Annotated in this window: 18 protein-coding genes; all 18 read right to left on the bottom strand. The window is 36.9% G+C overall.

Annotated features, from left to right (window positions below):
* A partial coding sequence (locus ABIL39_11555) for a hypothetical protein (GenBank protein ID MEO0166759.1) occupies positions 1-540 on the bottom strand: 540 nt, incomplete at its 3' end.
* Positions 540-710: a hypothetical protein gene (locus ABIL39_11550; protein ID MEO0166758.1), complete on the bottom strand. Its 171-nt coding sequence runs from the start codon at positions 708-710 to the stop codon at positions 540-542. The genes ABIL39_11550 and ABIL39_11555, both read right to left, overlap by 1 nt.
* Positions 711-847: 137 nt before the next feature.
* The gene (locus ABIL39_11545; GenBank protein MEO0166757.1) at positions 848-1,270 is read right to left on the bottom strand and encodes a hypothetical protein; all 423 of its coding nucleotides are present in this window, start codon (positions 1,268-1,270) and stop codon (positions 848-850) included.
* Positions 1,271-1,298: 28 nt separating this feature from the next.
* A complete protein-coding gene (locus ABIL39_11540) occupies positions 1,299-1,682 on the bottom strand; it encodes a hypothetical protein (protein MEO0166756.1) in 384 nt (127 codons plus the stop codon).
* Positions 1,683-1,846: 164 nt separating this feature from the next.
* Entirely contained in the window at positions 1,847-2,260 is a 414-nt protein-coding gene (locus ABIL39_11535) for a hypothetical protein (GenBank protein ID MEO0166755.1), read from the bottom strand.
* Positions 2,261-2,262: 2 nt separating this feature from the next.
* Positions 2,263-2,847, bottom strand: coding sequence for a head-tail connector protein (locus ABIL39_11530; GenBank protein MEO0166754.1), 585 nt, complete (start codon positions 2,845-2,847; stop codon positions 2,263-2,265).
* Between the two features lie 10 nt (positions 2,848-2,857).
* Positions 2,858-3,187 carry a hypothetical protein gene (locus ABIL39_11525; GenBank protein ID MEO0166753.1) on the bottom strand — a complete coding sequence of 110 codons (330 nt, stop codon included), beginning with the start codon at positions 3,185-3,187 and terminating at the stop codon, positions 2,858-2,860.
* 11 nt (positions 3,188-3,198) lie between these two features.
* Positions 3,199-3,576, bottom strand: a complete 378-nt coding sequence (locus ABIL39_11520) for a hypothetical protein (protein ID MEO0166752.1) — start codon at positions 3,574-3,576, stop codon at positions 3,199-3,201.
* Between the two features lie 141 nt (positions 3,577-3,717).
* Positions 3,718-4,500, bottom strand: a complete 783-nt coding sequence (locus ABIL39_11515; protein ID MEO0166751.1) for a hypothetical protein — start codon at positions 4,498-4,500, stop codon at positions 3,718-3,720.
* Entirely contained in the window at positions 4,500-5,273 is a 774-nt protein-coding gene (locus ABIL39_11510; GenBank protein ID MEO0166750.1) for a hypothetical protein, read from the bottom strand. The genes ABIL39_11515 and ABIL39_11510 overlap by 1 nt, the downstream gene beginning before the upstream one ends.
* Positions 5,270-6,118 carry a LamG domain-containing protein gene (locus ABIL39_11505; GenBank protein ID MEO0166749.1) on the bottom strand — a complete coding sequence of 283 codons (849 nt, stop codon included), beginning with the start codon at positions 6,116-6,118 and terminating at the stop codon, positions 5,270-5,272. The genes ABIL39_11510 and ABIL39_11505 overlap by 4 nt, the downstream gene beginning before the upstream one ends.
* Positions 6,118-6,555 (bottom strand): hypothetical protein, encoded by a 438-nt coding sequence (locus tag ABIL39_11500; protein MEO0166748.1) that lies wholly within the window; start codon positions 6,553-6,555, stop codon positions 6,118-6,120. Before ABIL39_11500 ends, ABIL39_11505 begins: the two co-directional genes overlap by 1 nt.
* Position 6,556: 1 nt before the next feature.
* Positions 6,557-6,985: a hypothetical protein gene (locus tag ABIL39_11495; GenBank protein MEO0166747.1), complete on the bottom strand. Its 429-nt coding sequence runs from the start codon at positions 6,983-6,985 to the stop codon at positions 6,557-6,559.
* Positions 6,986-6,996: 11 nt separating this feature from the next.
* The gene (locus ABIL39_11490; GenBank protein MEO0166746.1) at positions 6,997-7,884 is read right to left on the bottom strand and encodes a glycosyltransferase; all 888 of its coding nucleotides are present in this window, start codon (positions 7,882-7,884) and stop codon (positions 6,997-6,999) included.
* A 68-nt stretch (positions 7,885-7,952) separates the two neighbouring features.
* Positions 7,953-8,546, bottom strand: a complete 594-nt coding sequence (locus ABIL39_11485; protein MEO0166745.1) for a hypothetical protein — start codon at positions 8,544-8,546, stop codon at positions 7,953-7,955.
* Positions 8,534-9,073, bottom strand: coding sequence for an acyltransferase (locus ABIL39_11480; GenBank protein ID MEO0166744.1), 540 nt, complete (start codon positions 9,071-9,073; stop codon positions 8,534-8,536). Before ABIL39_11480 ends, ABIL39_11485 begins: the two co-directional genes overlap by 13 nt.
* Positions 9,048-9,929: a hypothetical protein gene (locus tag ABIL39_11475; GenBank protein MEO0166743.1), complete on the bottom strand. Its 882-nt coding sequence runs from the start codon at positions 9,927-9,929 to the stop codon at positions 9,048-9,050. Before ABIL39_11475 ends, ABIL39_11480 begins: the two co-directional genes overlap by 26 nt.
* Positions 9,926-10,672 carry a glycosyltransferase family 9 protein gene (locus ABIL39_11470; GenBank protein MEO0166742.1) on the bottom strand — a complete coding sequence of 249 codons (747 nt, stop codon included), beginning with the start codon at positions 10,670-10,672 and terminating at the stop codon, positions 9,926-9,928. Before ABIL39_11470 ends, ABIL39_11475 begins: the two co-directional genes overlap by 4 nt.
* Positions 10,673-10,782: the final 110 nt, after the last annotated feature.

Here is a 10,782-nt window from a genome sequence, read left to right as displayed (position 1 = left end):
TTTCATAACGGCTTTTTCTAATACGGGTCTTAAAAATGGTTTGGGTGGAACTGCTGGAATCATTGCCCTTTTTCTAAAAATATACCCATATAATCCACGCTCAAATAATCCACCATAACCCATTCTTGCCCTATGTTCGGGCACTCTTCGATATAAAGTCCTGCCCGCACTGGGTGAATATCTGATTAATCTTGCAACCGGGATAATAATTGCTTTTGCCCTTTTGGGGGTAACTTCATAAGCCCCATGTCCGGTTAATTCCCACAATTCGGCAATATTGATATTTCCCTTTTTATACGATATTCCCACGAGTCCTTTTATAATATTTCCAACCTTCTGGGCCGGAATTATCGCAAATCTCGATCTCATGGTTTCGCTTTTAAGTTTCTGCGGTCGGGGCCCCGATAAATATTCGCTTACCGAGATTTTTACTGCTTGATTAAGAGTTTTATTCAGGGCTTGGATTAAATTCTTTTCTATTCTTTCAGCCCTTTCTTTGATTTTTCTCGGATAATTATCTAAGGGTCTTAATATTGACATTATTCTTTCTTATACAATTCTGATACAAAAATGATTATTTTTTGAGCCGTCTCAACTTGCCTCTGAATCTTTAATAAATCCATTGCAGTCTTAATTGCTTCAAGGCGAATGCCCAAAATATCACCCATGGGCGTCAGTATCAATTGATTCTTGCACAAATCGTAAACCATTAGAGCCTCATAATTTTCTTCAAGAATCTCTGGCCGATTGCATTTTTCGCAGGGGGATTCTTTATTAAACTGCTGATGCAAAAACTCGCATTCATTACAGTCTATCTTTTTCTCTTTCAGCCATCTCGCATATTCAATTAAATTTTTTTTTCTGCCTCAAATTGCTCGGCATTGAATTTCTCAATATCCGTCACAATCCTCTGAATGAACATATCAAAATCATAAGCATTCTGAAGAAGAATCAGGGCATTCTCGGGGGTGAATTCGATTTCAATATCTGGGTCAGTAATTTTTATCGGGATCAGCTTGGCAAGGGTGGAGGCCTTAAGTCCCCTCCACCCCACCAATACTCTATCGATCATTTTTTTGTAAAATGCATCGACATCGATTTCTTCTTTCTTCGTATGATCCCTTTTATCCCAGACAATCTTTTTTGATTCTTCGAAGATTTTTGAGAGTTCTGATTTCGGAAGATATTTGAGTTCGATATAGAAATCATCGATATAGTGAACAACGATAGTTTTCGGCACTTCAAGCATCAGGTCTTTGATATTAACCATAAAACCCCCTGATTTTTATTCAATTAGATTATGAAAAATTTAATGTTCCATCGAATCGAAAATCACAGCTCAATCTAATGATATCCCCAACCGGCACACTAACAGATTGCCCCGTAATCCATAGATCGCCAGAGTAATAGTGGGTATTATCAATATAGAATTTGATATCTGTCAATTTTGTTCCATTGAGCATTGCATTATGAATAGCGAGCTGGTTCGTATCCGAAGGATCAAAGAAGAATTCAGCCCTCCCAGTATATTCATGCAGACCAGAGACATATTTTTTGGCATTATCCTGAAGAGATGTCGTCTCAAGCCAATCACTCCGCATATCGATTGAAAAATTCTGAACTAGGGCAACCACCGATGTTCCCTTCATAATTTTTCCTAAGCGTCCTACCTTTACACCCATCTTTTAACTTACCTCCTTTTGTTCTTTTTGTAAGGCTTCGAAAAATAAATTTTCGAGCCATGAAAAAATACCTTTTATTTCCTCGCCAGTCTCAAGATCAATCAATTTTGTGTGAGAGTCTGGCCCTTCCCTTTCAAACCTGAACCACATAAGAAGAAATTTTTTTAATTTATCTGTTTTACAGTTAAATATAGATTAAATTCTTTTAAATCAGAGTTGGGATCAAAAGAAGCCTCAACCCTATCAAGAGAAGTCCAAGCCCAATAGGTATTATTATCTTTATCATTAATTCTACTAATCACATCATCCATAAAATTATTATAATCTTCCCAATCTCCTTTGATTCTTCCCTTGATAATCAGATGATAATTAACCAGCATTGAATTCGAGCCCAACCCTGCGTATTCATAAGTATCCGCTTCCCCCTCATCAATAAACAATGCGGGCAAATTCAAATTTTCCTTATCCTCAAAATGATAAGTCCCCCGGTAGATAAAGGGTGAAGTTGAAAAATCGGGTTGCTCGATTTCATCCAAATAATTTTCATAAAAGCTGATAATTTCTTCTTTTGTCGCCATAATTAATGATCAATCCTTCTGTATCTTTCAATCACTTCTCGGGAGATTAAAGAAAGTCTGTTCTCATAAAAAGCAGCACTTCCATCAGCGAAAGATTTGCTCGATGTTCCGAGAGTATCAGTGGATTTAAAGAGAATGCCTGCAAGCTCTATGCATACCTGTTCCAGATCATAGGGGGAAGTTGTATAGCCGCCCTTATACACAACTTTTATGGTTTTATTTCCTCTAATAAAATTTCCCGCATCAAATTTTAAAATCCCGCTTTCTTCATCAACCGTATATTCACTCGAATCAAGAAGTGTATCCGCACCAAATTCTCTACCCGGATCCTCATATACGGCTACAATTTCAGAAACTGGATAATATTTGAGTCTGATGCTTGAAGTTCCTCCATCGTGGTATTCAGTAACCGTCTGAAGTTCACCATTTGAATTTAGATTTTTAAATTTCCTATTGCATAAAGATTCAATAACCAAAGTTGCCCGGTTAATCAGTTCTTCGAGCAGTGAATCATGGGAATTATCCTCAATATCAAGATACCTCTTTAAATTCGCAACCGTTGTAAGAGCATTCATATTTAATGGCATTTCTTTGCTCCTATTCTTTCTCTACCTCGGCCACTACAGTTAGGGGAACATAACTCCAAACAATCCCATTGACATAAGCAGAATCATAAACCACAAGGGGGGCCTCATATTCTCCCGGGGATAAATTCTGAGTCCCGAGGAAAAATCTCACCTCCCCCGTGCTATAACCGGTTTTTCCCCAACGGATTGGATCAGTATCTGAATTATTTGAAGCTATTGTTATATCCCCGATGGTAATTGTCATCTTGGTCACGCCCGAAAGATCAGCCGGTTCATTGTTTAGATACAAAATTAGACTGAATATATTATCATGGCCGAGATAAATATATTCTCTTGTCATATCCTAACTCCTTAAGTTGGATCTGCGATCTCATCATCGAAGGCTGGTATGGTCACAGTATTCCCCGCATAAAGTTGCTGAGAGGTACAAGTCGTAACCAGCAATAATTTAGAATTTGTTGAGTCAGAAATAGCCACATGAGTTGCCGTCCCGCTATTGGTAATATTAACCCCCGTGTGCTGGTTTGAAGTGATTTTCCTTCCGCTTGTATCTCCATTGGTGGGTCCTGTAAAATCAGAACTTGAAATGGTCTTTATTGCCAGCATATAAGTTGATGTGGCCTCTGTGTAATTTGCGGGCTGCTGAGAACAGACTGAAATCCGAGTCGCATTATTCTTGATATAGTTGAGTGCAGCATCCAGAACATCATCATGTATCCATTTTGCCATTTTCTTTACCTCCTAAATTAAAATCAAAAAAATGGATTATTTTTTTTACTTCTAATACTATATCGGGCTGTTTTTCGCCCGATCCCTTACATACTCTGCATTCCCCTGAAAATTCAGGATCAATGCCCTCGCCATTACATCTTAGACATTTCTCCATATCATACACCCCTTAATCTCATAAATATTGCTTGAACTTCTCTTGCTATATCTTTTTAGAATAGAAGAGGCTGAAGTATTAATAACTTCCCCCAATGTGCTGAAGGCCGTGCTGTCAAGAAGATGAAGGTGAATTAAACTTTGAAGGATTAATTGATGAAGCTGAGAGAGATTGATTGAATCAATTGAATGATTATGAAGAATATCTTGGACAATTAATTGAGCAATTTGGGAAAGATTGACTGAATCTAAATTGTGAGTATGAATTAAATTCTGGATTATTAATTGAATGGCCGTAGAAAGAATAACAGAATCTAAAGAATGATTATGATTTAAATCTTGTATGACCAATTGAAAAAGTTGAGAGAGATTAATGGAATCGAGTGTATGGTCATGAAGCAAATCCTGGGCTATTAATTGATGAAGCTGAGAAAGGTTGAGGGAATCGAGTGCGTGACTATGTATTAATTTTTGAATTTCTAAAGCTATGCCCGTTATTAATTCAATGTGGTCAAATAAAACATCATGTGCAAGCTCGTTAACCGTTAAATAATGTTGTTGAATTAAATTTAAAGCCTCTAATCCATGACCATTTATCAATTCTTGCAATTCAAGATAATGTTGCTGGGTTAATGATGGAACCTCTATCCCATGTTGATGCAATAGCTCTTGAATCTCTAATTCTAATTCTATTACATAAATTGGCCAATAATTATCTTGCCAATAATTTTTAGGCCAATAATTTTTATTCCAATATCCATTATTCATTATGTGCCATCCAATGTAACAGAGGTTCTATTCCCATTTCCATCAACTGTAGCAGAGATTCTATTTTTATCGTCAGCTACATTTCTAAAATAAATCGTATTCGTTCCCCCACCACTGCTCTTGAGAGCCAATGCCGAAAGCATTATCCTCAAGACATGAACCAACTTCAAACTACCTTCCACGGCATAATCAAAGATATCAGAGACCAATGAGCCGAAACTGGTTAAAGTCCTTGTTGTATATTCCCAAACTTGCTGAGCAGTTAAAGTGGAACGCGAGGATATTGAGGCATCAAGATAACCTGCCTTAGTATCTGTCCAAACTGTATTAGAAAGAGCCGTTGATGCTGGTGCTCTTGAACTGATACTTGTATCTAAATTGGGTAAATTATCAAGATAACCAGCTCTTGTAGAAGTCAAACGACTCAGTAAAGTATCAACATCGTCATTTAAGGCAGAGTTGCCATAGGTAGCATTGCTGACTATAGCATAAGCATCGCCAGTCTGTGGATAGTCAGTATATACCTGAACACCCACAGATATTGCATTTGAATTGACAAAAGTAAAAATAATATGGTCTCCGTTAGTTTCAGATTGGGTTGGTTGATAAACCCACTCACCATTGCCTTTATGTGTTACAGTTCCAGAACCAGTTCCCTGTGTTCCTCCATCAATTGTTACATAAACTGTAGTTGTGCCTGATGTTACATCAGAACCATCTGTTTTATTTATTAAATGTGCTGAAACGACCTGATTTGCTACATTCTTTTTCATAGTATTGCTCCACTTCCTATAAATACATTACTTTGTTTAGCCCATGCGGGATTGAATGAAGGAGCTTCTTCGGTGACATACCAATATTTTCTGTAGACTGGAATCTCTAAATTACAGAATGGATTAAGATAAAGTTCCTGAATTTCTGAAGAAGAAAGAGCTCTATTATAAACTCTCACATGATCAATAATAATATTTGAGTACATATCATAGAAGGGATATGCACACAATACTAAACTTTGATCATTTGCAACAATTGGATCCCCAACAGTTTGTGAATCTTGGTATAAACCATTTTTATAACCATACACCTCGGACTCACCTTCTTTTTTGACAATTGCAATTTGAAACCATTCGTCAGTACTCCAAGGAATTGTCAAATTGCCAGTATAACTTCCACCAGAAGCCAAAAAAACGAATGTGGATCCATCCACTACTTCTAAACTCCAACCTGAATTAGCATTCCAAGAAAGATTTGGCTTTTTCGTAACTATTCTATCGTTTTGACTATAAGATAAAATCCTCAAATTAGCTACAAAAGTCAATGAAGGGGGAGCTAAACATTGACTGTAATCTGTAATACTAATAATATCATTTACTCCATCGCACTTTAACGCAACTCCAAATTTTTCACTACACCAACCAGAATTAGCATTAAAATTGAAGTCACTTAAAAGGCCCATATGCCCTTTAGGTGAAAGATCATATAATTTTGTACCTGCTCCTTCATTAAAAATTAAGAAAAGAATTAACCCTTGGCTTAATGGATGCTCTGGAATAAGTCTTGGTCTCCACTCAAATCTTGGTTTAATAAACCTATTGGGCTTAGAAATTATATGGCTCATTACACACCCTGCTCATTGTGTCTTCTGTATTTCAATGTATTACCACTTGAAGCCAAAGCAGCCCCACTCATATTTCTGAGGCTAATTTTAAATTTTAATGGTGGAATAGGAATATTAGTAATCACAATTCTGCTTGACTGAGTTACTGATGCCTCAAGTGGAAATATTGCATCGGGTGGTTTATCCCCCGAAGAACCATCAGGCTCTTTTTCAAAGTTAGTTCCATCCAAACTGTAAGTAAAATAAGCCGCACAGTAGGGCGAACCAGAACCGGGTGTAAAACTGGCTAAATACAATTCCAAATCAATAAATAAATAAAGCCCGTTTTCATTGTCTATAGCCGAAGAAATAGCAAATGAACCATTTGCCAATGAATTCAATTCTGTGCTTAGTGCCGTTGCTATGGTTTCAGGTTGTGTCCATTTAAAGGTTGCCATATTACATCCTCCTTGCTTTTGCTACATCTTCCCATGTGATTGAAGTTCCAGCTCCGAAAAGCTCCTCAGCTCGACTTCCATTTCTCTTTAATAAATTAATAAGATTTGCCCTTGTTGTCGTTCCGGTTCCAAAAGCAGCTTGAAAGGCAGCCCTTGTATTTGCTCCTTTCAAATTAACCTGCCCCATTGCTAATATGAGTCTTATCCGCTCCTTCTCCTGGGTCGTAAGTGCTGCCCACTCTTCTGGAACAATGCATTCAAAAACCTCATAGGCATTTACAAGCTCACGGTCTATTTTAATATTATTTCTAACTTCATTAATCAATTCTGCAAGTTTCCAGTCCTGCCCGTTTTCCCAATAAATTGTATATCCGTATCCTCTGGGGTCATTTACAAATTCATTTTTTAAAGTGATATAATCAATGGCCATAAATTACTCCTTTAATTAATATATTTCCTCTCTACTTCTTTTAAAATTTCATAAAGCCTCAAACCCGCCTTCTCCCATGTAAATTTATTTCTCACTCTTTCAGAAGCCTTTTTCCCCTTCTGCAGTGCTTCTTTATAATTCTTGACCACATAAACCATGCGGTGAAAAATATCGAAAGGATCGGGGAAGGGGCATGAAGTTTTTAAATTATAGTGTGGCAAATCAATCTCTTTTAATTCCCATTTCACGGTATAACCCACATAATCATCAAAAAAATCTGCAATCCCCGTATGCCTGGGTGCAATACATGGCAATCCCGTTGACATTGCCTCCACGAGGGTAAGCCCCCAACCCTCGCCCCGGGAAGGCAAAACAAAACAATTTGCTGAATGATAGAGATTCACCATTTCTTCTATGCTTATATTTCTTGAATCAAAAATCACATTGCCCCTTACTTCAAATCGATCTGTCATCGTGGTTTTGAGGTATATCTCGATCCCCGGCACATCTTTAACCATCTGGCAAATAAAAGCCATCTCTTCATATCCTTTGCGTGGATTTGGAGCGCCAACCCACAGGAACCGAAATGGCTTTCCATTCTGCGGAAATTCTCTCTTCTTATATTTGAATATCTCTGTATCGCACCCTTCCTGGCAAACCTCTATCGGCTTATCAACATATTTTTGATGAAGCCTTTTATTGTGTTCACATGGCACAATAATAAAATCCGCCTGCTTTAATCCTTCGACATAATTTCGAGGCAAATCCTCAGTTTCCCACATGGTGAAAAGAACATTAAATTTATCGGGGACTCTTTCATAATTGTATGCCTGAAGTATGGCCAAAGATATCTTCGCATTTTCATCAAATTCTACATATTTAGAAATCTCTTTCTTCATAATCCTATTATGAATGCTATACCCATAACTATTGCCGATGCCCATGTAATCTGTCGCCCAATGGATCTTCATTTTTTCCAGAATGAAATATCACCATCCATAAAAAATTTTGTATATCCTCGATTTATTAATATTTCATCTGGCCTCTTCTCTAAAATATGAGTCCAATAATAATTATTCCAATCAGATGAAAATGGACAATCAATATAGATATACCGCAAGTTTAATTTATTAAACAGCTTCTCAATCTCATGATACTTCATGTGCTCAAGCACATGGCTGAAAATGCCAACGTTATATTCCCCTTCAAACTCATATTCCTGAATTGGTTTGTTCAGGTCAATGGGATAATATTTTGAATCTTTGTGGTTTGAATATTTTAAGGCATTATCGCATATCTCATAATTGTCCCATCTTACAATCTCGGGGATCATTGCAATCATTTTGCAGGCAAGCTCTCCGTCCCAACCCCCCAATTCAAAGACAATCAGTTTTCTTAACGATGAAGAGCAGAAATTGAAAAACATTAAAACTCTGTCAAAGTTAAAATGCCTTTGCATGGGGAAATAAGAATAAAGAAAATTATAGAATGATTTCAGCTCATCAAAACTCATGCGGTCGTATTCTTTTCTAAATTTGTTAAAAACCTCTACGAAATCCATTCTTCTTTCAATACATCCCCGATAATTCTTGCAGGGATTCCTATTGCAATCTTACCCGCAGGCACATTTTTTGTTACTATCGCTCCAGCTCCCACAAGAGCATTCTCTCCAATAACAACTCCGGACAGTATAATTGCCCCCGAACCGATTCTTGCATAATCCCTTATTTCAAAAGGTTCGGGCTTAAATTCTTTTCTTCTAAAAACCATTTTTCTATCGTTTACCCCAATCACCCCGGCGCCGATAAAAACCAATCTCCCAATTTTTGCCCCTTTTGTGATATGGCATTGAGGCATAATATGAGTTCCCTCTCCGATTTCTGACCATCCTTCAAAAACACACCCATGCCCGATTACACAATTATTCCCGATTTTTGTATAAGGCCTCATCATAACAAAATTTCCTATAAAGCAGTTATCGCCAATTTCACATCCTTCTTCTATCACAACATAATATCCCAACCTCACATTCTCACCGAACTTAACGCTTTCATGAATAGGACTATTCGGCATTAAATATTTCTTCACGACTCAGATTCCTCCAGGGATGGTCGTTAAATGGATATGGGTGCTCTATATTAATTTCTTCAATTCTAAAGAATAAGGGAAGATTTGAATCATTTCCGGTGGAAATATAACGATAAATAAAGTCTTTATCAGTGAATTCGCTTTTTTGATCATCATAATATTTTTTCTTTGCACTCTGAAATTTTTGAGTTCCGAGATTTCCATAATGAGTCCATCTCAATTTTTTAGAATCATGTGGGATATAAATTCTTTTATCTTTATAAAATGAATGATTATAAATATATCTATCTTTTGAATCTTTTACGGCCGTATGGTTATTGCCATAATGATAACCCTTGAACCACCTGTAAGCTCTTTCATGATAAATACCATTTACCATCCAGTTATCAAAAATATCATAAAAAACCTCAAAGTTATGAAAAGCTTCTCGGGGCGGATCATAAATCAGAATATGATTGAAATCCCCGATAAAATCCCAGAAGGGGAACATAATCTCAAGAATATTCTCATTCACCTCTCGAAGTAGAGTAATAGCTTCTGGATACCAAGCCTCATCCGAGCCCATAAAAACCAACCAGTCGCCCTCATCTGCTATGCTTCTCATCAGATAAAGCACATAATCAGAGATAAATTCTTTATCGGGAACTTTACCTAAATTTTCATATATAATTTTATTTTTATAAGGCGACTGATTGATAATTTGCTCAATCCTATCTGTTCGAACAAGATTGCGATTAGGGCCGATATAGGTTTCAAGCACAATCATGCTATCTACAAGTGGACTTATATTAGCTAAAGTATATTCAAAAAATGGCTCATTGCAAAAAGTATAAGTTGCAGCTATAACCTGACTCATAATAATTTCATGGCCTCATTATAAATTTCCTCAGCATTAAGGGATCTGATGCAGTCCCCGCCTATTTGCTTTTGAGGTTTCAGATAGCATTTTGACATTACATTATCCCCGCATGGGAAATTGGGACAATCCACTTGAGAGGGGAATAAAGCTTTGACTTTAGGATAATAAGCCACTCGTAAATAAGGATTGATGTTCCCGAAAAGCGCAATGCATGGCTTATTGAAAGTCGCTGATATATGGACTGCCGAACTATCGGGGGCAATAATTAAATCTGATAAATAACATATTGCTATTAATTCACTTAAATCTGTTTTGCCGATAAGATTAATCCCAAAATCAAAGAATAAATGCCTATATGCTTTGAACCAATCTTCTATCCCGCCCAGCCAGATGATTTTAAATTTCCTGTCATCAAATAATTTTCCAATCTTAACCATTTCTTCTGGGGGATAAGTTCTGATAGGTGTAGCGCAGGATATTTGAACTGCAATGTATTTAAAATTGGGATCATAATTTATTTTTTCTTTGGCTTGCTCGATCCATTTTGCTTTCAAATCAACCATGACTGTTTTTTTGTGATAAGGGGGATCGATCCCGAGCAATTTCTCAAAAATATCAATTCGGTTTTCTGTCATGTATATCTCATGCTTCAGCCTTCCACCAACCACTGGGCTTTCAACACTTCCAATCAGATTAAAAATCCGTTTGAAATTCAAAATCCCGAGAGCAATTCCTTCCATTGCCTTTTTGATGCTCAACACTCTGAAAAAGATTTTTAAATCTTTGAATAGATCAATATATTGCTGAAAAGTCGCAAGGGTGATCCTCGATCCCGGATAGCGATTAATAA

The organism is candidate division WOR-3 bacterium, from assembly GCA_039802205.1.
Taxonomy (GTDB): Bacteria; Hydrothermota; Tepidihabitantia; order SM23-42; family JAOAFX01; genus JAOAFX01.
Note: the sequence above shows the minus strand (reverse complement) of the source record. Positions and strands in the feature narration are given on the sequence as shown.

Bases quoted from the DNA above. Each gene is read 5' to 3' on its own strand.
- ABIL39_11530 (MEO0166754.1), bottom strand. From the start codon at position 2,847: ATGCCATTAAATATGAATGCTCTTACAACGGTTGCGAATTTAAAGAGG.
- ABIL39_11525 (MEO0166753.1), bottom strand. From the start codon at position 3,187: ATGACAAGAGAATATATTTATCTCGGCCATGATAATATATTCAGTCTA.
- ABIL39_11545 (MEO0166757.1), bottom strand. From the start codon at position 1,270: ATGGTTAATATCAAAGACCTGATGCTTGAAGTGCCGAAAACTATCGTT.
- ABIL39_11540 (MEO0166756.1), bottom strand. From the start codon at position 1,682: ATGGGTGTAAAGGTAGGACGCTTAGGAAAAATTATGAAGGGAACATCG.
- ABIL39_11505 (MEO0166749.1), bottom strand. From the start codon at position 6,118: ATGAGCCATATAATTTCTAAGCCCAATAGGTTTATTAAACCAAGATTT.
- ABIL39_11550 (MEO0166758.1), bottom strand. From the start codon at position 710: ATGGTTTACGATTTGTGCAAGAATCAATTGATACTGACGCCCATGGGT.
- ABIL39_11470 (MEO0166742.1), bottom strand. From the start codon at position 10,672: ATGGAAGGAATTGCTCTCGGGATTTTGAATTTCAAACGGATTTTTAAT.
- ABIL39_11495 (MEO0166747.1), bottom strand. From the start codon at position 6,985: ATGGCCATTGATTATATCACTTTAAAAAATGAATTTGTAAATGACCCC.
- ABIL39_11485 (MEO0166745.1), bottom strand. From the start codon at position 8,546: ATGGATTTCGTAGAGGTTTTTAACAAATTTAGAAAAGAATACGACCGC.
- ABIL39_11500 (MEO0166748.1), bottom strand. From the start codon at position 6,555: ATGGCAACCTTTAAATGGACACAACCTGAAACCATAGCAACGGCACTA.
- ABIL39_11490 (MEO0166746.1), bottom strand. From the start codon at position 7,884: ATGAAGAAAGAGATTTCTAAATATGTAGAATTTGATGAAAATGCGAAG.
- ABIL39_11475 (MEO0166743.1), bottom strand. From the start codon at position 9,929: ATGAGTCAGGTTATAGCTGCAACTTATACTTTTTGCAATGAGCCATTT.
- ABIL39_11515 (MEO0166751.1), bottom strand. From the start codon at position 4,500: ATGAATAATGGATATTGGAATAAAAATTATTGGCCTAAAAATTATTGG.
- ABIL39_11535 (MEO0166755.1), bottom strand. From the start codon at position 2,260: ATGGCGACAAAAGAAGAAATTATCAGCTTTTATGAAAATTATTTGGAT.
- ABIL39_11510 (MEO0166750.1), bottom strand. From the start codon at position 5,273: ATGAAAAAGAATGTAGCAAATCAGGTCGTTTCAGCACATTTAATAAAT.
- ABIL39_11520 (MEO0166752.1), bottom strand. From the start codon at position 3,576: ATGGCAAAATGGATACATGATGATGTTCTGGATGCTGCACTCAACTAT.